The organism is Actinoallomurus sp. CA-150999 (assembly GCF_050942425.1).
Taxonomy (GTDB): Bacteria; Actinomycetota; Actinomycetes; order Streptosporangiales; family Streptosporangiaceae; genus Actinoallomurus.
This window is the reverse complement of the sequence record NZ_CP192063.1, coordinates 11883799-11906580: the sequence shown is the minus strand read 5'-3', so window position 1 is coordinate 11906580 and position 22782 is coordinate 11883799. Positions and strand designations below refer to the sequence as shown.

At 68.6% G+C, this 22782-nt stretch carries 19 protein-coding genes; 8 read left to right on the top strand and 11 right to left on the bottom strand.

The annotated features are described in order from the left end of the window. Positions 1-37 precede the first annotated feature (37 nt). The 7 genes from ACQP2O_RS55220 to ACQP2O_RS55190 form a co-directional block, all read right to left on the bottom strand. Positions 38-982, bottom strand: coding sequence for an ABC transporter permease (locus tag ACQP2O_RS55220; protein ID WP_433178870.1), 945 nt, complete (start codon positions 980-982; stop codon positions 38-40). A 12-nt stretch (positions 983-994) separates the two neighbouring features. After that, positions 995-1987 carry an ABC transporter permease gene (locus tag ACQP2O_RS55215; RefSeq protein WP_433178868.1) on the bottom strand — a complete coding sequence of 331 codons (993 nt, stop codon included), beginning with the start codon at positions 1985-1987 and terminating at the stop codon, positions 995-997. A gap of 9 nt (positions 1988-1996) precedes the next feature. Continuing rightward, positions 1997-3058 (bottom strand): ABC transporter ATP-binding protein, encoded by a 1062-nt coding sequence (locus tag ACQP2O_RS55210; protein ID WP_433178866.1) that lies wholly within the window; start codon positions 3056-3058, stop codon positions 1997-1999. Continuing rightward, a complete protein-coding gene (locus ACQP2O_RS55205) occupies positions 3055-4140 on the bottom strand; it encodes an ABC transporter ATP-binding protein (protein WP_433178864.1) in 1086 nt (361 codons plus the stop codon). The genes ACQP2O_RS55210 and ACQP2O_RS55205 overlap by 4 nt, the downstream gene beginning before the upstream one ends. Before the next feature lie 177 nt (positions 4141-4317). After that, positions 4318-6120 carry an ABC transporter substrate-binding protein gene (locus ACQP2O_RS55200; protein WP_433178861.1) on the bottom strand — a complete coding sequence of 601 codons (1803 nt, stop codon included), beginning with the start codon at positions 6118-6120 and terminating at the stop codon, positions 4318-4320. A gap of 506 nt (positions 6121-6626) precedes the next feature. Next, positions 6627-7706 carry an inositol-3-phosphate synthase gene (locus tag ACQP2O_RS55195; RefSeq protein WP_433178859.1) on the bottom strand — a complete coding sequence of 360 codons (1080 nt, stop codon included), beginning with the start codon at positions 7704-7706 and terminating at the stop codon, positions 6627-6629. A 44-nt stretch (positions 7707-7750) separates the two neighbouring features. Beyond that, positions 7751-8323 carry a helix-turn-helix transcriptional regulator gene (locus ACQP2O_RS55190; protein WP_433178857.1) on the bottom strand — a complete coding sequence of 191 codons (573 nt, stop codon included), beginning with the start codon at positions 8321-8323 and terminating at the stop codon, positions 7751-7753. 201 nt (positions 8324-8524) lie between these two features. Here ACQP2O_RS55190 and ACQP2O_RS55185 point away from each other — a divergent pair, with 201 nt between their 5' ends. The 5 genes from ACQP2O_RS55185 (at position 8525) to ACQP2O_RS55165 (ending at position 14704) form a co-directional block, all read left to right on the top strand. Beyond that, entirely contained in the window at positions 8525-8923 is a 399-nt protein-coding gene (locus tag ACQP2O_RS55185) for a DUF5318 family protein (RefSeq protein WP_433178855.1), read from the top strand. 103 nt (positions 8924-9026) lie between these two features. Next, positions 9027-11552 (top strand): transglycosylase domain-containing protein, encoded by a 2526-nt coding sequence (locus tag ACQP2O_RS55180; protein WP_433178853.1) that lies wholly within the window; start codon positions 9027-9029, stop codon positions 11550-11552. 9 nt (positions 11553-11561) lie between these two features. After that, complete coding sequence (locus ACQP2O_RS55175; protein ID WP_433178851.1) at positions 11562-12983, top strand: glycosyltransferase family 87 protein; 1422 nt, start codon at positions 11562-11564, stop codon at positions 12981-12983. 3 nt (positions 12984-12986) lie between these two features. Then, positions 12987-14174: a hypothetical protein gene (locus ACQP2O_RS55170; RefSeq protein WP_433178849.1), complete on the top strand. Its 1188-nt coding sequence runs from the start codon at positions 12987-12989 to the stop codon at positions 14172-14174. Between the two features lie 80 nt (positions 14175-14254). Beyond that, positions 14255-14704: a barstar family protein gene (locus ACQP2O_RS55165; RefSeq protein ID WP_433178847.1), complete on the top strand. Its 450-nt coding sequence runs from the start codon at positions 14255-14257 to the stop codon at positions 14702-14704. 256 nt (positions 14705-14960) lie between these two features. Here the strand turns inward: ACQP2O_RS55165 and ACQP2O_RS55160 are convergent, their stop codons facing one another. The 3 genes from ACQP2O_RS55160 to ACQP2O_RS55150 form a co-directional block, all read right to left on the bottom strand. Next, entirely contained in the window at positions 14961-15596 is a 636-nt protein-coding gene (locus ACQP2O_RS55160; RefSeq protein ID WP_433178845.1) for an MBL fold metallo-hydrolase, read from the bottom strand. 223 nt (positions 15597-15819) lie between these two features. Then, positions 15820-15990, bottom strand: a complete 171-nt coding sequence (locus ACQP2O_RS55155; protein ID WP_433178843.1) for a hypothetical protein — start codon at positions 15988-15990, stop codon at positions 15820-15822. 143 nt (positions 15991-16133) lie between these two features. Next, positions 16134-16622 (bottom strand): ATP-binding protein, encoded by a 489-nt coding sequence (locus ACQP2O_RS55150; protein WP_433178841.1) that lies wholly within the window; start codon positions 16620-16622, stop codon positions 16134-16136. Between the two features lie 174 nt (positions 16623-16796). Here ACQP2O_RS55150 and ACQP2O_RS55145 point away from each other — a divergent pair, with 174 nt between their 5' ends. Then, positions 16797-17690, top strand: coding sequence for a helix-turn-helix domain-containing protein (locus ACQP2O_RS55145; protein WP_433178839.1), 894 nt, complete (start codon positions 16797-16799; stop codon positions 17688-17690). Next, a complete protein-coding gene (locus ACQP2O_RS55140; protein ID WP_433178837.1) occupies positions 17677-17769 on the top strand; it encodes a DUF397 domain-containing protein in 93 nt (30 codons plus the stop codon). The genes ACQP2O_RS55145 and ACQP2O_RS55140 overlap by 14 nt, the downstream gene beginning before the upstream one ends. Before the next feature lie 130 nt (positions 17770-17899). Here ACQP2O_RS55140 and ACQP2O_RS55135 read toward each other — a convergent pair whose 3' ends face one another. After that, on the bottom strand, positions 17900-18790 hold the full coding sequence (locus ACQP2O_RS55135) for an NAD(P)-dependent oxidoreductase (RefSeq protein ID WP_433178835.1): 891 nt from the start codon (positions 18788-18790) through the stop codon (positions 17900-17902). A 412-nt stretch (positions 18791-19202) separates the two neighbouring features. Here ACQP2O_RS55135 and ACQP2O_RS55130 point away from each other — a divergent pair, with 412 nt between their 5' ends. Then, a complete protein-coding gene (locus tag ACQP2O_RS55130; protein WP_433178833.1) occupies positions 19203-22571 on the top strand; it encodes a BTAD domain-containing putative transcriptional regulator in 3369 nt (1122 codons plus the stop codon). Positions 22572-22782 lie beyond the last annotated feature (211 nt).

Below are 22782 nucleotides of genomic sequence, written 5' to 3'. Positions count from 1 at the left end.
GATGACCGGCCGTTCCGGTGCTGTTTCGACGCGGCCGCTACTCGAGACGGACGCGCGGGTCGAGGAAGGAGTACACGACGTCGACGATGATGTTCGCGAGGACCACGAAGAACGACGCGATCAGCACGACGGCCATGATCACCGGCAGGTCGCCGGTGGTCAGCGAGCGCACGGTCAGCTGGCCGATGCCCTGCAGGCCGAACACGGTCTCGGTGACGAGCGTGCCGCCGATCAGGACGCCGATGTCCACGCCGAACTGGGTGAGCACCGGGGTCAGCGCGGAGCGCAGGCCGTGCCGGTAGATCACCCTGTTCTCCGGGAGGCCCTTTGCCCGCGCGGTGCGGATGTAGTCCTCACCGAGCACATCCAGCAGCGAGCCCCGGGTCAGCCGGGTGTAGATCGCCGACTGCAGGAGGGCGAGCGTCAGCCACGGCAGCACCAGGTGCTGGAACCACTGCACCGGGTTCTGCTGGATCGCGACGTAGCCCGAGGCCGGGAAGATCTGGATCTTGTTGGCGAACAGGAACGCCAGCGTCAGCGCGACGACGAACGCGGGCATCGAGATGCCGACGAGGACCGCCGCGGTGATGCCGCGGTCGAGCAGCGTCCGCGCCTTGGTCGCGCTGAGCACCCCGGTGACGATGCCGGTGATGAGCCAGATGACCGCGGCGCCGAGGATCAAGGACAGGCTGGCGGGCAGCGCGCTCTTGATCATGTCGGTGACCGGGGTCTGGGTGACGAAGGAGAACCCCAGGTCACCCTTCAGCAGGCGCGTCAGGAAGTGCCAGTACTGCACCGTGAGCGGCTGATCGAGGCCGAGCTTGTGGCGCACCAGGGCGAGCGTGTCCGCCGTCGCCGACTTGCCGGCGAAGCGGGCGGCAGGGTCCTTCGAGGTGGCGAAGAACAGCAGGAAGACGCCCAGGGTGACGATCCACAGCACCACGACACCGAAGACGACCCGCCGGATCAGGAAACGAAGCATGTCGGTGGTCCCTTACTTCTTCTTTTTCCGGTTTTTCCGGCCGGCCTTCTGGGCCGCGAAGAGACGCTCGGAGCGCGGGTCCAGGGCGTCGCGCACGGCGTCGCCGAGGATGTTGAACGCCAGCGTCGTGATCAGCAGGAAGGCGGCGGGCACGAACAGCGTCCACCAGGCGACCTGGTACGTCTCCGTGGCGTCGCTGAGCATGTTGCCCCAGCTCGACGTACGGGGGTCGATACCGGCTCCCAGGAACGAGAGCGTCGCCTCGAAGACGATCGCGACCGGAATCGTCATCGTGGCCAGCACGATCAGCGGGGCGAGCAGGTTCGGGATCACGTCGATGAAGATGATCCGCATGTTGCTCGCGCCGAGGGATCTGGCCGCCTCGACGAACTCCCGTTGCTTGATCGAGATGACCTGGCCGCGCACGATCCGGCCGATCGAGGCCCACGAGAAGAAGGTGATGACGAAGATCGTCAGCGGTGTGCTGGCCCCGAACGCCGCCGCCAGCGCGATGGCGAACAGCAGGTACGGGAACGACAGCGTCACGTCCATGAAGCGGGCCAGGACCGTGTCGATGACACCGCCGAAGTAGCCCGCCACCGAGCCGACGACGACACCGAGGATGGTGGCCGCGGCGGTGGAGACCAGGCCGACGATGAGCGAGATGCGCGCGCCGTACACGGCCCGGACGAGCAGGTCACGCCCGAGACGGTCGGTGCCGAGCGGGTGATGCCCGTTGGGGCCGACCGGCAGGCCGTCCACGGTGACGCCGAGTTTCCGGTCGCCGAACGCGGGGGCGTACCCGATCCACTTGGAGATCAGCGGGGCGACCAACGCCATGACGACGAGCAGGACGATGACCACGAGAGAGATCATCGCCGCCTTGTCGCGGCGTAGTCGGGCCCAGGCGAGCTGCCACGGGCTGCGACCCTCGATGCGACCGGTCGCCGGTGCTTCTCCCGCGGCCGGAAGCGATGCGTCGGCTTCGAGATCAGTGAGGCTCATTGTCGTCGCCTATGCACTCGGGAGCGTGGGCTCGGTGGACAGCTGCTCGATCCCCGCGGTCTCACGGGCGAGGTGCTCCCCGGCCTCGACCGGGAAGTGACACGCGGTGAGGTGATCGGCGGGATCGCCCGCACGCGCGATGAGCTCGGGGACGTCCCCGACGCATGTCTCCTGCGCCTTGGGGCAGCGCGGGTGGAACCGGCAGCCGGACGGCGGGTTGATCGGCGACGGGACGTCGCCGATGAGGACGATGCGGTCCCGCCGCTCGGCGGCGTCCGGGTCGGCCACCGACGCGGCCGACAGCAGCGCGTTGGTGTACGGGTGCCGGGGGCGCTCGTACAGCTCCTCACCGTCCGCCTCCTCGGCGATCTTGCCGAGGTACATCACGGCGACCCGGTTGGACACGTAACGGACCACCGACAGGTCGTGGGCGATGAAGATGTAGGTGAGGCCGAGCTCGTCCTGCAGGTCCTTCAGCAGGTTGATGACCTGCGCCTGGATCGACACGTCGAGCGCCGAGACCGGCTCGTCGCAGACGATGAGCTTGGGCTTGAGCGCAAGGGCACGTGCGACGCCGATGCGCTGCCGCTGCCCGCCGGAGAACTCCGCGGGGAACCGGTTGAAGTGCTCCGGGTTGAGACCAACGAGCTCCATCAGCTCCTGCACCCGACGCTTCCGCTCGGCGCCGGAGGCGGTGCCGTGGATGTCGAACGGGTCGCCGATGATCGAGCCGACCCGGCGGCGCGGGTTCAGCGAGCCGTACGGGTCCTGGAAGATCATCTGGACGTCGCGCCGGAACGCCTTGCTCGGCGACTTGCCGATGTCCTGACCTTCGAAGAGGATGCGGCCCTTGGTGATCGGGTGCAGCCCGGTGATGCAGCGGGCCAGCGTCGACTTGCCGCAGCCGCTCTCACCGACGATGCCCAGCGTCTCCCCGCGGCGTACCTCAAGGTCGACACCGTCGACCGCGTGTACGCGGCCGACCTCCCTCTTGAAGAAGACCCCCTGCTTGATGGGGAAGTGCTTGTAGACGCCTTCGAGCTTGACGAGGGCGTCACCGCTCTGGCTCACTGCTGTGCCTCCACGCCCTGGGTGGTGATGTTGGCCGCCGTGGTACGTCCCGTCGCTACCGCCTGCCGGCGAAGCTCCTCCGCCTCGGGCTTCAGCCCCGTGGCCTCGATGGGCAGCCAGCACGCGGACCGGTGGTTCGGATCGGTGCCGCCGTCCGCGTCGAGCACCGGCCTCAGCTGCGGCTCATCCGTGACGCAGCGGTCCATGATGTACGCGCAGCGGGGATGGAACGTGCAGCCCGTCGGGGGGTTGATGAGGGAGGGCGGCTGACCCGGAATCGGCTTGAGCCGGTCCTTCGCCCCGCTGGAGCCGGGGATCGACTCGAGCAGCCCCTTGGTGTACGGGTGGTGCGGCCGGTAGTAAAGGGTGCGCCGATCGGCGAACTCCACCGGCTTTCCGCCGTACATCACCAACACGTCATCGGCGAGGTCGGCGATCACCCCCAGGTCGTGCGTGATCATGATCAGCGCGCTGTCGAACTCCCGCTGCAGGCGCAGCATGAGGTCGAGGATCTGCGCCTGGACGGTCGCGTCCAGCGCAGTCGTCGGCTCATCGGCGACGATCAGCTTGGGATTCAGTGCGAGCGCCATCGCGATCATCGCGCGTTGCCGCATACCGCCGGAGAACTGGTGCGGGTAGTCGTCCACCCGCCGGTCCGGCTGCGGAATGCCCACCATGCCGAGGAGGTCGACCGCCCGCTTGCGGGCCTGTGCCTTCGTGACCTCGGGCTCGTGGTTCCGGATCATTTCGACGATCTGCCGACCCACCTTGTACAGCGGGTGCAGGCTGGACAGCGGATCCTGGAAGATCACTGCGATCTCCTTGCCGCGGATCCGCCGGAGCTGCTCATCGCTCATGGTCAAGAGATCTTGACCTTCGAACAGAGCCTGTCCTTCGATCCGTGCGCCGGCCGTGAGCCCGAGGAGCGTCTGGGTGGACACGCTTTTACCTGAGCCGGACTCGCCGACGATGCCGAGGGTTTGCCCCCGGTCAACACTGAACGACACCCCACGGACGGCTTTGACCACTCCGTCGGAGGTATCGAAGGAGACCTTTAGGTCATGGACCTCGAGAAGGCTCATGTCCTCCCCTTCGAGAACTGGTTAGAGAGCAGAGCCACAGCATGTTTACCTGATGAGAACGGTCTCGGCGACATCGACCGAGGCCAGGATGCCAGGCGATCTGCGCGGGGATGTGCATGTGACGCGGCCGGGCACCGGAATCCGGGGCCCGGCCGCGTCGCGTGGCAGTGGTGGGGGTCAGCTACCGCTCAGCCACAGGTTCGTGAAGTCGAACTGCTGCGCGATCGGGAGCCACGTGGCGCCCTTGACCTTCGAGGAGTGGTACCACGGGGTCTTCTGCGCCATGAAGGGCACGATCGCCGCGTCCTTCATGATCTGCTGGTCGGCCTGGTGCCAGAAGCCGGCGGCCTCGTCCACGGTCTTGGCCTCCAGCGCCTTGTCGATCAGGCCGTTGGTGACCGGGCTGTCGTAACCACCGTAGTTGGAGGTGCCGTCGGCCCAGTTGCGACCGTCGAACAGCGGCGAGATGACCGCACGCCCGTTGTTACCGAACCAGTCCGGCACCCAGCCGGGAGCGGCGACGTCCCACTTGCCGGCGAGGGTGTTGTCGGTCTTCTGCAGGAACTGCGAGTAGAAGTCCGCCTGCGGCACCGGCACACCGGTGACGGTGATGCCGCACGCCTGGAGGTCCTGCGCGTAGCTCTGGAAGATCGCCGGGTGGTTACCCGCCTGCCGGTACGCGGCCTTGATCTTGAGGCCGTTCGGGTAGCCGGCCTCCGACAGCATCTGCTTGCACTTGGCCGGGTCGCCCTGGCTGCCGTTGGTCGGGTACAGGTTGTAGTCCTGGTAGCCGACGCTGTCCGGCGGGATCACGGTGTTCAGCGGCGTGTTGTACTTCGGACCGCCGTAGACCTTCGCCAGCGAGACCTTGTTGATCGCGTACTCGATGGCCTGCCGAACCTTGAGGTTCTGCATGGCCTTCTTCTCGTTCGGGCTCTTCAGGTTGAAGACCAGGTACGGGTTCGAGATGGGCGGGCCGTTGACCGTCAGGTTCGGGTCATTCTTCGTGGCCAGGCGGCCGAGCGCGGACGCCGGCACCGGCTGGTCGAGGGAGATGTCGGCCGAGCCGCCCTCGAGCTGCTGCTGAACCGCCTCGGGCGAGCCCTGGCCCTCGGTGACCGTGATCCGGTCCACCCACTGGTTGTGGAGCGGGTCCGAGTCCTTCTTCCAGTTCGGGTTCTTGTCCAGGGTGATGGACTTGTTCGGGTCGTACGCGGTGATCTGGTACGGCCCGGCCGAGACGAGGTGCTTGAACTGGTCCACGCTGCCCGGCACGTACTGGTAGTACTCGACCGGCACCGCCGACGCGAACGTCATGCCCAGCAGGCTGATGAAGTCAGAGGCGGGCTTCGTCAGGTCGAACTGGATCGTGTAATTGTCCAGCGCCTTGACACCCGAGATCTCGTGGCCGTTCTCGTAGGCGGCCATCCCCTTGGGGTCCTGCTGGAGCTTCTTGTTCTTCAGGTAGGGGTCGCAGTAGGACTGCATCCCCTTGATGTTCGGCACGTAGTAGTTCGGCGCGCCGACCGGCGAAGCCGGGTTGCACATGTGCTTGAAAGCGCGGACGAAGTCCCCGGCCACCATCTCACGCGGCGGGCTGGTGTTCCACATGACACCGTGCCGCAGCTGGATCTTGTAGGTCAGGCCGTCCTTGCTGATGCCGCCGTTCTCCGCCGTCGGCATCGATGCGGCGACGTCGGGCACCGGGGTCGAGGCCGTCTTCGGGTCCTTCGACGCCGGGTACGCGAAGAGCTGCCGCGAATAGGTCCGCTGGAGGGCGCTCGATGCGGTGCTGTAGGCGCTCGTCGGGTCCAGGTTGTCCTGGCCGCCGGCGCCGATGATTCGGAGTGTGCCCCCCTTCTTCGGCTTGCCATCGTCCGAACCGCTGCTGCCGCCCGAACCCCCGCCACAGGCTGCGAGGGCCAGGGCAAGGGTGCCGATCGCGGCGGCAGCTGTCAGCCCTGACTTCCTGCCAATCATGTACGCCCTCCATCCGGCCACTTCCGGCCGTCTTGCATCGCGTTGAGATGCACCAGGTCATGGCGCGTCCAAGGTGGAAGAACACCGTGAGTTACGGCTTCTGTCCAGCTCGGCCCGGTAACGAGTGGTACCAGTTACTCAACCGTTGAGATCGCGCAATAAGCTTGTTATTGCTGATGAGCCCACTGTGAGACGAACAGTGCTCTGCGTGTTCACCGGCTTGAACGGCACGGCGGCGGGTGTCTTCGCCCGACTCTGCGCACAGCGCCTTCTTTCCCCTTGACACGGTGAACCCTGCCCGGCCCCGTCGGCCGTCAAGCCGGGCCCCGACACGGTCGGTGTCCGGCCGTGGTCCAGAGTATGGGCACAGGTCAGGTGGCCGGAACCCGGGGTTACGCCCTGTTCTGCCGAAACGGCCGCCGCACAACGCGCAGGGCCCGTACACCGCGTGCGGTGTACGGGCCCTGCGCTACTCGGCTGACGTTCCGTCGGGAGCGCCTACCTTCTTACCTCTCGACCTCGCCGCGGATGAACGCCTCGACCGCGTCGCGGGCCTGGTCGTCGCTGTACTGGACCGGCGGGGACTTCATGAAGTAGGAGCTCGCCGACAGGATCGGGCCGCCGATGCCGCGGTCCTTGGCGATCTTGGCGGCGCGGACCGCGTCGATGATGACGCCCGCGGAGTTCGGGGAGTCCCAGACCTCGAGCTTGTACTCGAGGTTCAGCGGGGTGTCACCGAAGGACTTGCCCTCCAGACGGACGTAGGCCCACTTGCGGTCGTCGAGCCACGGCACGTGGTCGGACGGGCCGATGTGCACGTCGGCCTTTGCCATCTCGTGCGGGATCTGCGAGGTGACCGACTGGGTCTTGGAGATCTTCTTCGACTGGAGGCGCTTGCGCTCCAGCATGTTCATGAAGTCCATGTTGCCGCCGAAGTTGAGCTGGTACGTGCGCAGCAGCTCGACCCCGCGGTCCTCGAACAGCTTGGCCATCACACGGTGGGTGATGGTGGCGCCGACCTGGGACTTGATGTCATCACCGACGATCGGGATCCCCGCGTCGGTGAACTTCTGGGCCCACTCCGGGTTGCTGGCGATGAAGACCGGCAGCGCGTTCACGAAGCCCACGCCGGCGTCGAGGCAGCACTGCGCGTAGAAGCGGTCCGCCTCCTCCGAGCCCACCGGCAGGTAGGACACGAGCACGTCGGCCTGGGTGTCCTTGAGGATCTGGACGACGTCGACCGGCTGCTCGTCGGACTCGTCGACGATCTCGCGGTAGTACTCGCCGAGACCGTCGAAGGTGTGACCGCGCTGCACCGTGACGCCGGACGGCGGCACGTCGCAAATCTTGATCGTGTTGTTCTCGCTGGCGACGATGGCCTCGGAAAGGTCACGGCCGACCTTCTTGGCGTCGACGTCGAAGGCGGCGACGAACTCCAGGTCACCGACGTGGTATTGGCCGAACTGAACGTGCATCAGACCAGGGACACGAGTCTCGGGCGAGGCGTCCTTGTAGTACTCGACTCCCTGGACGAGCGAGCTCGCGCAGTTGCCGACACCGACGATGGCTACGCGCACTGAACCCATCCGGATGCTCCTTTGCTTTCTTTGCGGGGGGACGCCTAGCGCCCTCAGCCGTTGCTCTCATCTGCTTGCTGTGCGCGCTCGCGCCCGATCAGCTCGTTGAGCCACCGGACTTCGCGCTCGACCGACTCCAACCCGTGCTGCTGGAGTTCGAGCGTGTAGTTGTCGACACGCTCCCTCGTACGGGCCAGCGCGGCCCGTACGCTCTCCAGCCGCTCCTCGAGCCGGCTGCGCCGACCCTCGAGGATCCGCAGCCGTACGTCGGCGCGGGTCTGGGCGAAGAAGGCGAAATGCACTCCGAACCCCTCGTCCTCCCAGGACGCCGGGCCGGCCTCGGACAGGAGCTCCTGAAGGCGCTCCTTACCTTCGGCCGTGAGCTTGTAGACGATCTTCGAGCGCCGGGTGCCACCCGGACGTACCGCGACGGGCTCCTCGTCGTCCTCTGTGATCAGCCCCTGCTCGAGAAGCGCCTTGAGGCAGGGGTAGAGAGTGCCGTATGAGAACGCGCGGAACATGCCGAGCACGGTGTTCAGCCGCTTGCGCAGCTCGTACCCGTGCATGGGGGACTCGTGAAGCAGCCCGAGCACGGCGAGCTCCAGCACGCCGGCCTTGCTTCTCATAGTCCCTCCAACTCGACCGCTCGATTCGATGTATCGCTCGAATGTATCGACTCGATACATCAGGACGATACGTGGCCGTGGGAAGCCTGGCAAGCGGGGGGTCCGGCGAAGGGCCGGAAGGGGGCCGTGTTCGGGCAAGACGCACGTACGGTGCCTGGAATGTCACGGATCGGGGATTGCGGCCCGTCGTAGTCTGCTGACATGTGGTCCCAGCGACTGGTCGTCGACTACGGGCTCGCCCGGCGGGCCACGCTGGCCGAGCTGTCATCCGGCGGCCTGACCGTCGCGGACGCCTGCGACGCCCACCCCTATCTCCTGCGCGCGGCGAAGTATCATGGCGAGCCCACTGACCAGGCATGTCCTGTCTGCCGGAAGGAACGGCTCACTCATGTCACGTACGTCTACGGCGACGAGCTCGGCCGGTACGCGGGACGCGTCAAGGCGACGGATGAGCTCCAGGAGATGGCCCGGGAATTCGGTGAATTTCGGGTCTATGTGGTCGAGGTATGTCAAGGTTGTGCCTGGAACTACTTGACGCTGTCCTACGTCCTTGGGCACGGAGACACAGCTCCCGACCAGGGACAAAGCGTCCGAGAGTAGCCACGCGACCACGTCGCGTGCCCGGCAGGCGGTCCCCGCTCACTTGCCTACGCAGTACTGTCGGACGGATTGAAAAAAGCCGTACCCCAGTGAACGAGGTCGCGTGAGTTACAGCAGCGATTACGGGCCAGAGTACGGTCGATCGGGGTCTGCCGGACCTGCCCCGACCCGGCCGCAGCCGCAGGTTGGCGGGTCAAACCTTCCCGCACTCCCCACTGGTACACGCCCCGGCGGCCCCAGCCGCCCGGGTGGCCCCGGTGGCCCGGGCGGACCCGGAGGATCCGGCGGCGGTGGCGGCCCAGGTCGCCGGCGACCCGGGGGCGGCGGCGACGGCACGCGCCGCGGCAAGAAGGGCAAGAAGGCCGGTTGGCGCCGCCTCCTGTCGTGGAAGCTGTGGCTCGCCGTCTTCGGCATCGGCACTCTCGCAGGCATCTGCATGATCGGCGTCGCGTACGCGATGGTGCAGATGCCCAAGGCCCCCAACGCGGACGTCATGCAGCAGGGCACCACCGTCCAGTACCGGGACGGCAGCCGGATGCTGCAGCTCGGCAGTTCGCGGATCATCAAGCCGCTCAGTCAGATCAACCCCAACATGCAGTGGGCCGCGATCGCGATCGAAGACCACAACTTCTACAACGAGTCGGCCATCTCTCCCAAGGGGATCGGCCGTGCCGTGGTCAACAACCTCACCGGGGGCAACACCGAGGGCGGCTCGACCATCACGCAGCAGTACGTCAAGAACGCCTACCTCACCCAGCAGCGGACGTTCAGCCGGAAGTTCAAAGAGATCTTCATCGCCGTGAAGGTCGGCAAACACCTGAGCAAGCAGGAGATCCTGCAGAACTATCTCAACACGATCTACTTCGGGTACGGCGCGAACGGAGTCGAGGCCGCCGCGCAGACGTACTTCGGCCCGAAGGTGCACGCCGCGAGCCTCACGGCCCCGCAGGCGGCGGTGCTCGCGGCGAACATCAAGCAGCCGCAGTACTACGACCCCAACAGCACGGGCCAGCGGCACACCGACGCGGTCAACCGCTACAACCTCGTGCTTCAGGGCATGGTCAAGATCGGCAAGCTGTCCGATGCGGACTACGCCAAGTACAAAGACCACCCGCCGAAGACCCGGAAGCAGAAGGACAGCCAGCTGTACCAGGGGCAGCAGGGCTACATGATCCAGCGGATCCGGAACGCCCTGCACGGGATGGGCTACACGGACACGGATATCGATAACGGTGGCCTGAAGGTGACCACGACCTGGGATCGCGACCTTCAGAAGAAGGCGCAGCAGACGGTCGAGGCCGACTTGAAGGCCAAGCACATGCCGAAGGACACCAACGTCGGCCTGGTCACCATCAACCCGCTCAACGGGGAGATTCTCGCGGCCTACGGCGGTAAGGACTACCTCAAGCGTGCGGTGGACGACGTCTACTACTCCACGGCACAGGTGGGATCGTCCTTCAAGCCGTTCGTGCTCGCGGCCGCCGACAAGGAGGGCATCGGGCTGAAGAGCACGATGGACGCGACCGCTCCCGGATATTTCGACACCAAAGGTGACCGGGTCTCTCCTGATGCCCCAACCGCTCGGAAGTTCACCAACGATGAGGGCAATCTCCAGCAGCCGGTCGTCGACATGGTCACCGGTCTGGCGAAGTCCTTGAACACGATCTTCGTGCCACTGGGCTACAAGGCCGGGACGGACAACGTCTTCAAGCTCACGGAGGACGCTGGCATTCCCAAGCTGGCCCTGCAGCGCGGACTCCCCGGTACGGGTGGTTTCTTCCTGGGCCAGTCGGACATGCGGCCGCTCGACCTGGTCGGCGGATACGGCACCATCGCCAACGACGGCGCGTACAACGCCCCGCACAGCATCGTCAAGGTCATCGACAAGAACAACAAGGTGCACAAGCCTCAGATCGTGACCGATAAGCGGGCCTTCAGCCCGGAGATCGCCCACGACGTGCAATACGCCATGCAGCAGGTCGTCAAGACCGGTACCGGCACGAAGGCTCAGCTGGGGGACCATCAGGTGGCCGGCAAGACCGGCACGACCAACAGCAACAAGGCCGCCTGGTTCTCCGGTTTCACCCCGAAGATCAGCGGCACCAATCAGCAGTACGTCACGACGGTCGGCATGTGGCGCTTCCACGCGGCCAAGAAGCACCAGAAGGCGGAATACCTTCCGCTGCAGAACGTCGGCGACTACCAGCACATCAACGGTGGAGACCTGCCCGCCCAGATCTGGCACGACTACATGAGCCAGGCGCTGGACGGCAAGACGACCGAGCAGTTCCCACCGCCCGCGTACTTCTCTCCGCCCAAGCTGTACGCCACGCCGAAGCCGACCGCGACGACGCCGACGCCGTCGACGACGCCGACGTGTCAGCCCGGCCAGGACCCGGTGCTCGACAAGTGCAAGCCGGGCAAGACGCAGAATCCGGGTGGCCCGCCCAACCCGAAGTACTGCAAGCACCACCCGTTCGACCCGAAGTGCACCGGGCAAGGGAACCAGAGCCCGACGCCCAACCCCACTAATACCTGCAGGAACATCATGGGCTGCCCGTCGAACCCGACGGATCCCAATAACCCGCCCAACGGCCAAGGACGGGCGGCGCGGCCCTTCAAGGAATAACCTGCAGTCATGTCGGAGTCACAACTGATCGATGGGGCCGGGGGAGCAGCGAGCTCTCCCGGCCCCGCCGGTGTCCGTACAGGATTCCGGCAGCTGCTGCCTCTGCTCGTTTCCACGACCGCCGTCGTGTCGGTCCTGGGCTATCTGCAGAAGCTGCCGTGCAAGCAGGCGGGCTTCGACTTCATCCCGACGGTGCGCAACGCCTGCTACACCGACGTCTACCCGCTGTACTTCGGGCGGGGGCTGGCCGACGGGAAGATCCCGTACCTGGACAAGATCCCCGAGCCGGTCGAGTATCCGGTGCTCACGGGCGGCCTCATGCAGGCCGCGGCGACTCCGGCGCGCTGGCTGGGCGGCGATGCCGTCACCTCGCGCGGTATGTGGTTCTTCAACCTGACCGCCGTGGCGCTCGTACTCTGCGCGGTCGTCACCGTGCTGGCGACGGCGCTGGTCGCCGGAGGGCAGGGGCGTCGCGCCGGGCTGATGGTCGCGGCGTCGCCCGCGCTGCTGCTCACGGCGTACATCAACTGGGACCTGCTCGCCGTCGCGCTGTCCGCGCTGGCGCTGGCGGCCTGGGCGCGGCGTCGGCCGGGGCTCGCGGGCGGCCTGCTCGGCCTCGCCATCGCGGCGAAGTTCTACCCCCTGATCCTCCTCGGCCCGTTCTTCCTGCTGTGCCTGCGTGCGGGGAAGTGGCGGGAGTTCGGCCGACTGCTCGCCGGCACGGTCGTCGCGTGGCTGGTCGTGAACGTCCCGATCATGCTGGCGGCGTGGGGCAGCTGGAGCCGGTTCTACACGTTCAACCAGAAACGCCCGGTCGACTGGGGCTCGATCTTCTTCTTCGCCGAACGCAAGGGCCTGTCCTCCGTCGATGACATACCGACCCTCAACCTGATGGGCGAGGTCGGGTTCGCCGTCCTCGCCCTGGCCATCGCGCTCCTCGTGCTGCTCGCCCCGCGCCGTCCCCGGCTGCCGCAGGTGTTGTTCCTGGTGCTCGCGGCGTTCCTGCTCACCAACAAGGTCTGGTCGCCGCAGTACGTCCTGTGGCTGCTGCCGCTGGTCGTGCTCGCCCGGCCGAAACTTCCCGCCTTCCTGCTCTGGCAGGCAGGGGAGATCATCTACTTCTTCGGCATCTGGTGGTACCTCCTGGCCGGAGCGAAGGAGCATCCCGGCGTGGGGCTGTCCGCCACCCTGTCCGCGGTCTTCTCCGGGCACGCCCCGGCGGCGGGCATCAACGACGGCGTCTACTACATCGCGCTGCTGGCCCGCTTCCTGACGGTCCTGCTGCTGGCGGCCCTCGTCGTGGTCGACATCCTCATGCCCCGCCTCGACATCGTCCGCGCCGCCGGCGCGGACGACCCGGCCGGTGGCGTTCTCGACGACGCCGAGGATCGCTTCGTGCTGTCGCGTCGTATGGCACCGCGGCCCGCCTGACCGATGGATCAGGCGGAGCGTCCGCACGGAATCGGCGCGGCGCGGCTTCTTCACGGCGACCGTCTCGCCCTGCGCGCCTGGGTCGGTACACGGATCGCCGTGCTGGCGATCTCGTTCCTCGCCTCGGCCCTGTGGCCGCACGGCGACCTGCGCGACTCCTTCCTCGACCGCTGGACCCAGTGGGACGTCGACCACTTCGTCGAGATCGCCCGGTACGGCTACGGCGGCGATCCCACGCACCCGCCGGACCCCGGGCTGCCGGCGTTCTTTCCCGGTCTGCCGCTCGCGCTGCGGGCGGTCCACCTGGTCGTTCCGGACTGGCGGCTGGCCGCCCTGCTGATCAGTTTCGTAGCGGGCGCGGTGGCGATGGTCGCGCTGGCCCGGCTCGGCGATGAGTTCATGGAGAGCGGGCGCCCGGCGGGAGGCGCCCACGCGGGTCGCCGCGGGATGCTGAGGGCGCACGCGGGTCCGGGTCCGGTGGGACCGCTGGCGGTGTTCGCGCTGCTCGTCAGTCCGTACGCCGTGTTCCTGTTCGCGGGCTACTCCGAGAGTCTCTTCCTGGCGTTCGCGCTGCCGGCGTGGCTGCTGGCCCGACGGCGACGGTGGGCGGCTGCCACGCTCTGCGCCGCGGGCGCGACCTGCGTACGGGTGACCGGGCTGTTCCTCGCCGTCGCGCTGATCGTGGAGTTCGTCACCGCGGACCGGCGATGGCGGTCGGCGCCGTGGCTCGCCGTGCCGTTCCTCCCGGTGCTGGGCTACACGCTGTACCTGTGGAGACGCACCGGCGACTGGTCGGCGTGGCAGCATGCGCAGCAGGCCGGCTGGGGACGCTCGACGGTGTGGCCGTGGGACTCCTTCCACACCACCTGGCAGGCGGCCTTCGGCACGCACGATCAGTTCACGACGGCGTTCCGGGTGGAGCTGATCGCGGCCGCCGTCGGCGTCGCGCTGACCGGGTGGCTGCTGGTCCGGCGCCGGTGGGCGGAGGGCGTGTACGTCGGGCTGCAGCTCGCCTCGCTGCTGACCTCGGCGTACTACCTGTCGATCGGCCGGGCGACGCTGCTGTGGTGGCCGTTGTGGCTGGCGGCCGGCCGATGCCGGCGCCCGGTGTACGTCCTGTTGATCGTCATCTTCGTGCCGCTGATGACCGCCGAGGTGGTGGCGTTCACCTCGGGAGGGTGGGCCGGGTGACGGCGGACGGGGCGTCCGGGGGATCATCGAAGAGAGAACACCGAGCGCTGGGACCGTCGAGTCTTCCGAACGGGTGATCCATGATCGCGGAGCTGCTGGCCGGCCACCGGGAACCGGGTGTGTACACCTGGCCCGTCGACCGGAAGGAGGCCTCCCGGGGCGCCACCGAGGCCGAACGCGCCGGATGGCGGGCCTTCTGGCTCGATGGCCACGGTGTCCACGACAAGCGGACGCTGCTGGAGCGATGCGCCGAGGAGTTCATCCTGCCCTCGTACTTCGGTCACAACTGGGACGCGCTGCAGGACTGCCTCACCGACCTGTCCTGGGTACCGGCGAACACCGGCTACCTGGTGCTGTACGACCGCTGGCGGGAACTGGCCGACGCCGACCCTGCGACCCACCAGACCCTGCTGGACGTCTTCACCACCGCGGTCGAGCACTGGCGGCGGACGTCGACCCCGATGGCGGTCCTCCTCCTGGTCACCGAGGAGGACCGGGAGCGCGCCCCCGTGGGGCTCCCGGACGCCTGAGTCGTCAGTCGTTGTCCACAGCCCTGTGGACAACTAGTCGGCGTCCGGACGCGCGGTCCGCGCATGTCGGCTCCGCACGCCGGGACATGCGCGCATCAGCCCCGGCGGGTCGTTGACGCCGATCCCTTCCCCCGCCGTGCCGCCGACCGGGAGAGCCGCACGTCGGCTGGCTATCCACAGGGTGTGGATCTCAGGCGGTCAGATCTCGGGCGTCGTTCGGGGCTCAGCATTCGACGCCTGGGTCTCGTCTCGGGTCTCAGAGTTCGACACTCTGGCCCGGCTTGAGTCGCCGGATCTCGGTGCCGCCGCGCCGGGCCTCGCTCTCGAGCACACTCTCCAGGACCTGGATGCCCCAGTCGTTGATCAGCCCGTCGTGGATCGCGAACGCACGGCGGGGGTTGAGCTTCCGCAGGTAACCGATGAGGTCGGGAACCGTCATCCACGGCGCCTGACCAGGGACCAGCAACGTCGGGACGTCGACGACGGTGAGCGCGTCACCCGGGTGGAACACCTCTCCATCCACCAGGAATCCGACGTTGTCCACCGGAGGTACGTCCGGATGGCTGAAGTGGTGCTTCTCGCCGACAACGGCGACCTCGAAGCCCGCGACCTGGATCGTGTCACCGTTCCCGACCACCTGCACCCGATCGCCGAGGTCGGTCAGGTGCCGGGCGACACCGGGGCAGGTGTGCACGGTCAGCTTCGGATTTCGCTCGGCCGCCACCCGCAGCCGCTCCGGCTCGAAGTGGTCGAAGTGCTCATGCGTGATCAGGACGGCGTGCGCGTCGGTGAGGGCCTCCGGCTCGGGGGTTATGGCCCCCGGATCGATGACGAGCGCGCGGTTGTGCTTGTCGATCCGCACGCAGGCATGTCCGAATTTGGTGAGCTTCACCAGGTCAATCCTGCCTCGGCCACCCGGGATTCAACGCGCTCGATCGCTCAGAGCGCAGCGATCTGCTCCCCGACTCGGTCACCGGGCTACCCCGATCCACCCGCCGACGCTTTGCCGCCGCAGATGACTCTTTGTCGCCGTAATGGACGCTGAACTGTCATTATTGTCCGGTTCGAGCCGACAACGGCGACGTCAATCATCGGTCGATCCACCCCCCGGCCGCTCACACTGCCACCGCCAGCTCGGCCGCGCGGCATTGGAACACCAACTGCTGCGGGTCGCGGTCGTAGATGATCGTCGGCTTGTCGCCGAACTTTGCGATCGCGACGTACTCGCGCCGGTACCAGCACCACATCACCAGCCACTGCACGCACAGGCTCTGAAGGCGTTCCACGGCCGCGTCTGTCGGGTCGGTGGGCTCGCGGTGTCGGAAGACGCGTGTGGGCGGGATGTCGGTGGCCGTGTCGTCGACTGTCGGACGACGCGCGGGGGTGGGCCGGACTAGTGGCCAGCCAAGCATGGCTAGGAGCCGGCGGATCATTGCGGGACTCCGATCCGCTTCAGCTCATCGTCCGTCAGCAGGACTCCCGAGGCCATGACGACGACATGCACGGTCTTGCCGTCATCGGCGTAGGTCGCCCACCGGGCGAGGGCGTGCTGGTCGACGATTACTAAGCCACGGCCGCCCTGGGCGAGCAGACCGCCCCGTGCGCTGGCTGGCATGGGTCCAGGGTTTGGGTCGGTGACGGCGACGTGCGCGTATCGCTCGGTGACGGTGACCTCGACGCCGATCGGGAACATGTCATCCGGCCAGGTCCGCATGGCCATTGCGGTGCGCACGGCATTGGTCGTGAGCTCTGACGCAATAAGCGCGATGTCGTACGGATCGTACGGGAAGCCGACTACGGCTGCGGCGACGAATCGGCGGGCGTGGCGTACGACCTCGGGCCATGCGTGGAGCGGGAGGAACGCCCGCTCGGTGGGCATTGAGGTGTGGTCGGCAAGGGCCGCATTGTCAGGTGTCACAGGAGGATCACTCCCCGTCAGAAACGCCAGGCTGGATGGCCCTACTTGATGGGCGCATGCGCTTAGCGTGCACCCATCAAACGTATTCTTCAAGCGAAGCTTTCAATTGAATAAGAATGTGGTCTTATGTCTGCTCCCCTGCCGTCAGCCGCGCACTCCCATACGATCGACGCCATGCCACGGAGCACGCCCACCCTGCGGCGACGCCGCCTGTCCGCTGAGTTGAAGCGCCTACGGGTCGCGGCCGGCATCGAGGTCGAGACGGCAGCCGAGGCGCTGGGCTGCTCGACTGACAAGATCCACTGGATCGAGCGCGCCGGGTGGACCAAGCCACGCTGGCGCGACGTCCGCGATCTACTCGACGCGTACGGCGTCACCGATGATGCCGTCCGCGAAGAGCTGATCACCCTCGCGAAAGAGGGAGGCCAGAAGGATTGGTGGACGCCGTACAGCCGGATGCTGTCGAAGAAGTACACCGCCTACATCGGGCTGGAGGCCGAGGCGTCGGAGGTGCTGACGTTCCAGCCGCTGATTATCCCTGGCCTGCTGCAGACCGATGACTACGCCCGAGAGCTGATCCGCACCGGCGCGGCCGAGCTGTCCACCGAGGAGGTCGAGAAGCGAGTCCAGGTCCGCGCAAAGCGCAGAAAGATCCTCGAAGGTGAGGACTCCGTACGGCTGTGGGCGATCATCCACGAGGCGGCACTGCGGTGCCCGGTCGGCGGGCTGGAAGTGATGCGGGCGCAACTGGAGCGGATCATAGAACTCGCCCAGATGCCAAAGGTCACCGTGCAGGTGCTGCCGTTCGAGGTGGGTGCCCATCCGGGCCTGTCCGGCCCGTTCACGCTCTTGTCGTTCCCAGAAGGTGACCCGGACGCGGCCTACATCGAGACGGCCGGCGGAGAACTGCTGCTGGAGGAACCGGTCGACGTGGACCCGTACAAGCGCGTCTTTCGGCGACTGAACGTCATGGCGATGACACCGGAGGATACGATCACGATGCTGTCCGAAGATACGGCACATACTGACCGAATCGACCCGAGAGCGTGTAGCCATGTCCGATCGTGATTCGTCGCGCCTGGATTGGCGCAGGTCCTCTCGCTCTGGCCAGCAGGGCGAGTGCGTTGAGGTCGCTGTCATCCGCTGACCCCGCAGACAAGAAAGCCGCCGGGAGTTCGGTGCTCATCGGCGGCTTCTTCGTTGTGCACCCACCGACGATGATGGAGGACGCCGTCGTACGGTGAGCCGATTCTGGGGCCTGATCTGAGGCGGCGCGGTCAGGCTTCCGGTTTCTTGATCACTTCGGCGACGCTGGTGAAGCCGTCGGCGCCGTGGCCGGCGGCCTCCGCGCGGACGAACAGCTCCTTCAAAGCGGTCGGCATCGTGGTGTCGACGCCTGCGTCACGGAGCGCCTGCACCGCGTGTCCGGCACCGACCACCTGCATGTGGAGGTTGTTCTGCCCACCCGGGTACTCGCCGGCCTCCACCTGCGTGGTGACGATGCGCAGGAAGCCCATCGGGCCGTCGGCGGCCAGGTCGTCGAACATCGTGGCGACGTACGGGCGCAGCGCCTCCCCCTTGACCCCTGCCGTCCGCAGCAGCGCGACGGAATGGATGTAGCTCGTCAGGCTCGTCCAGAAGACCAGGAGCATGGCCTGGTAGTAGACCATCGCCAAGCCGGGGTCGCCGCCCATGTAGTCGACGCGGCCGAGGACCTCCAGCGTCTCCCGGTGAGGTTCGAGGGCGCCGTCGGGGCCGCTGTAGAAGGCGTACGAGCCAGGCTTCCCGATCCCGGGCGGCGGCACCATGATGCCCGCGGTGACGAGTTCGGCACTGCGTTCGGCCGCCCATCGGCTCGCCCTGCGCAGTTCGTCCGGCGTGTCGGAGCTGAGGTTGACCAGCACCCGGCCGCGCAGAGTGTCGTCCGCAGCGCCGAGGGCGTCGTACATGGCGGCGTAGTCGACCAGGCTGATCACGACCAGGTCGCCGGCCGCGACCGCGTCGGCGGGTGAGGCCGCCAGGGTCGCTCCCTTGGCGACGAGCGGGTCGGCCTTGGCGGTCGTACGGTTCCACACCGTCGTCGGGTGGCCGGCGGCGAGGAATGCCTCGGCCATCGTCGAGCCCATGGCGCCCAGGCCGATGACGGTGACGTGTTCACGCGTGCTCACGGTGTTCCTCTCATCAGGGGTGTGCGGACCCCACGATCGGCGGACACGCCACGGGTTCCCTACGGGTCGGCCACGGGCCGCACTCCGCGACCGCGCGGCGCCCGTACGGTGCAGGGCGGGGGCGAGCCGGGATCGCACCCTGCGGCCGTACGCCCGCCCAGGCGAGAACGGCCACAGGTCGCATCCTGCGATCGGGCCGGTGGTCCGTGCGGGTGCGTGGGGCGTGGGCTGCACGCCGCGATCGGGCGGGTGCGCGGGGTGAGGCGCGAGCGGGCCTCGCGATACGGCGGCGGTTCGTGCGGTGCGGGCGGGGCGAGTGGTGGTCGCACGCCGCGATCGGGGGCGTGGCCGTACGGCTCCGGGGTGGGGATCGCGGGCCGTCGGCGTCGGCGGGGCTGGCTACGCTGGCGGCGTGCGCTTCGGGGTGCTCGGTCCGCTGGCGGTCTGGACGGATGACGGCTCATTGGTCGCCGTACCCGACCGGAAGGTCCGGGTGCTCCTGGCCGACCTGCTGGCGCACGAGGGGCGGCCCGTCTCCGTGGATCGGCTGGTCGACGATCTGTGGGGTGACCGGCCGCCGCGCGATGCGGTGGGCACGCTGCAGGCCCGCGTCTCCCAGCTGCGCACGACGCTCGAGCGCGCAGAACCGGGCGGTCGCGCCCTCGTGACGTACGGCCCGGCCGGGTACGCGCTGCGCGTCGCCGCGAGTGCCTCCGGCACCGCGCCCGTGGGATCCGACAGAGCGGTCGCGGGCGTTGACGCCGTGCCCGCCGGAGGCGGCACAGCGCCCGTTCGATCCGGCACAGTGCCCGCCGGCACAGTGCCCGCTGGATCCGGCAGCGCGTCCGTGGAGTCTGACGCCGCCGTCGACGCCGACCGGTTTCGGGACCTGATGTGGCGGGCGCGGGAGGCCGGTGGGCCGCGCGTCCGTGAGGAGCTTCTGGCGGAGGCGCTCGGTCTGTGGCGGGGGCCCGCGTACGCCGACTTCGCCGACGAGGTGTTCACTCGGACGGTCGCGGCACGGCTCGACGACGAGCGCCTCACCGCGTTGGAGGAGCGGGCCGAGACGTGGCTGGAGCTCGGAGAGCACGACCGGGTGATCGAGGAGCTGGCCGAGCCGGTGGCGCGGCATCCGCTGCGGGAGCGGCTGCGGGCCGCGCAGATGCGGGCCCTGTACCGCGCCGGCCGTCAGGAGGCGGCGCTGGTCAGCTACCAACGGCTGCGCGAGGATCTGGCCGAGGAGCTGGGAGCGGATCCGGGACCCGAGATCGCCGCACTGCACCGCGCGATCCTGACGCATGATCCGGCGCTCGCGCCGCCTCCCCGGACGAACCTGCCGGCGCCGCTGAGCGACCTGATCGGCCGGGCCGGGGCGGTCGCCGAGACCCGGGCGCTCCTGGAGACCGCCCGGCTCGTGACGCTGACCGGCCCCGGGGGCGTCGGCAAGACGCGCTTGGCCCTCGAGGCGGCCGCCGGACTGGTCGCGGCGTACGCCGACGGCGTCTGGCTGGTGGAGCTGGCGGCGCGTACGGGGGCGGAAGTGCCTGACGCGGTGGCGGGGGTCCTGGGCCTCCGCGATGACACCGCCTCGGGAGTGCTGCCCTCCGGCCGATCCGCGCCGCTCGCCGATCGGCTGGCCGATGCGCTGGCCGCGAAAACGCTCCTGCTGGTGCTCGACAACTGCGAACACGTCGGCGAGTCCGTGGCGGATCTGGCGCACCGGCTGCTGAAGGCCGCGCCAGCGCTCCGGATCATCGCGACGAGCCGGGAGCCTCTGGGTGTCACCGGCGAGCACCTTCAGGCGGTGCCGCCACTCGACCTGCCCCCGCACGGAGCACCGGCGGCCGAGGAGTTCAGCGCCGTACGCCTGTTCGCGGCGCGGGCCGCCGCGGCGGCACCGGGATTCGTGTTCGACGCCCTGGATGCCGACGAGGCTCGTGCGGTCGCGGCGATCTGCCGGAGCCTGGACGGGATACCGCTCGTCCTGGAGCTCGCGGCCACCCGCGTCCGGACCCTCGGCGTACGCGAGTTGGCGCTCCGCCTCGACGACCGGTTCCGCCTGCTGGCCACCGGTCCGCGTGACGCCCCGGCCCGCCAGCGCACGCTCCGCGCGATGATCGACTGGAGCTGGGAGCCGCTTCCCGAACCTGAGCGGGTGGTGCTGCGGCGCCTGGCCGTTCACATGGGGGGCTGCACCCTCGAGGCCGCCGAGGCGGTCTGCTCGGATGACGCCGACGCGCCGGGCGACGGCGGCCGGGTGCGGCCCGCCGACGTGCTCGACGTCCTCGCCCGTCTCGTCGACCGGTCGCTGGTCGTCGCGGACGGCGGCCGGTACCGCCTGCTGGAGTCGATCAGGGCGTACGGCCTCGAACGTCTCGAGGAGGCAGGGGAGTCCGTACGGGTTCGCCGCCGCCACGCGGAGTACTACGCCGCCCTGGCCGAGCGCGCCGAGGCCGAGCTGCGCGGTCCCCTGCAGCGGAAGTGGCTCCGGCTGCTCGACCTCGAGTCGGCGAACGTCCGCGGCGCGCTCGAGTGGGCCGCCGGGGAGGGCACGCGCGGGCGTGCTCCCGCCGGCGCCGACCTCGCGCTGCGCCTCGTCAACGCCATGGCCTGGTACTGGTTCCTGCGCGGTCGGCTCGGCGAGGCCCGCCGATCGCTGGCCACCGCGCTGGGCGTCGACGGCCCGGCGGCACCGGCCCGCCGGGCGGCGGCCGTGGCCTGGCAGGCGGGCCTGGCGGCGTGGTCGCCGGACGGCACCGGGCCCGCCGCGCAGGACTCCGAAGCGCTGGACCCGTACGCGGGTGTCGACGACCCGGTCGGCCGGGCGAGGGCGGAATGGTTCCTGACGCTCGTCCGCTGGGCGTACGGCGACTTCGCCGTGCACGAGGCGCGGGTGAACGACGCGCTGGCGGTCTTCGAGGCCGCCGGTGACCGCTGGGGCACGGCGGCGGCGCTGAGCACCCGGGCCAAGCTGGCGATCGGCCGTGGCGATCTCACGGCCATGGAGCGCGACGGACGCCGGAGCATGGAGATCTTCGACGAGCTCGGTGACGCCTGGGGACGCCTCGAGGCGGGCTATGCCCTCACGGTCGTCGCCGAGGTCACCGGCGACTACGACCAGGCGGCGCGCAGGCTCCGGAACTACCTCGGCCTCGCCGAGGAGCTCGGGATGTGGACGGAGGTGTCCATCCGCCTCTCGGGGCTGGGGCGGATCGCGCTGCTCACCGGCGACCACGCCGAAGCCGAGCGCCTGCACGAGCGGGCCCGGCGGCTGGCGATCGAGCAGGCGAACCGCTCCGCCGAGGAGTACGCCGAGGTCGGTCTCGGCCTCGGGGCCCGATGGCAGGGGCGGCTCGACCAGGCCGAGGCGCACCTGCGCAAGTGGCTCGGCTGGCTCGGTCAGGTCGGCGGTACGGCCGGCGAGGCGTTCATCCTCGCCCAGCTCGGGTTCATCGCCGAGCAGCGCGGTGACCATGACGCCGCGCTGCGCCTGCACCGGGAGGGGTACGCCGCGGCGCGCGCCATCGCGGATCCCCGGGCGATCGCCCTCGCCCTCGAAGGACTCGCCGGGGCCGAGACGGGCCTCGGTCGTCCCGAGCGCGCCGCCGCCATCCTCGGGGCGGCCGCCGCGACCCGCGCGTCCGTCGGGGCTCCGTTGCCGCCCGGCGAGCGTGGAGACGTCGACCGCATCACCGGGGCGGTCCGGGCGATGCTCGGCGACGAGGCCTTCCTGGCGGCGTTCGAGCACGGCCACCGTGTGGACCCGCACACCGCCGCATGAGAAGGCGGCCGGGCCGAAGGGCCGGGTCGTCGCGCGCCGTCGGTCGCGACGTAAAGGCGGGGCAAACGGGTCGAAGCTGAAGCGGGCCGGTTGCATAGGGGTCCATGCCCACGTCAAGGGCAACAAGCGCTTCTGGCACTCGAACTTCGCCGGCCTCGGTCTGGTGAAGCACTGCTGATCGAGTGATCGGTCATAGGTGACCGCCGTAGTG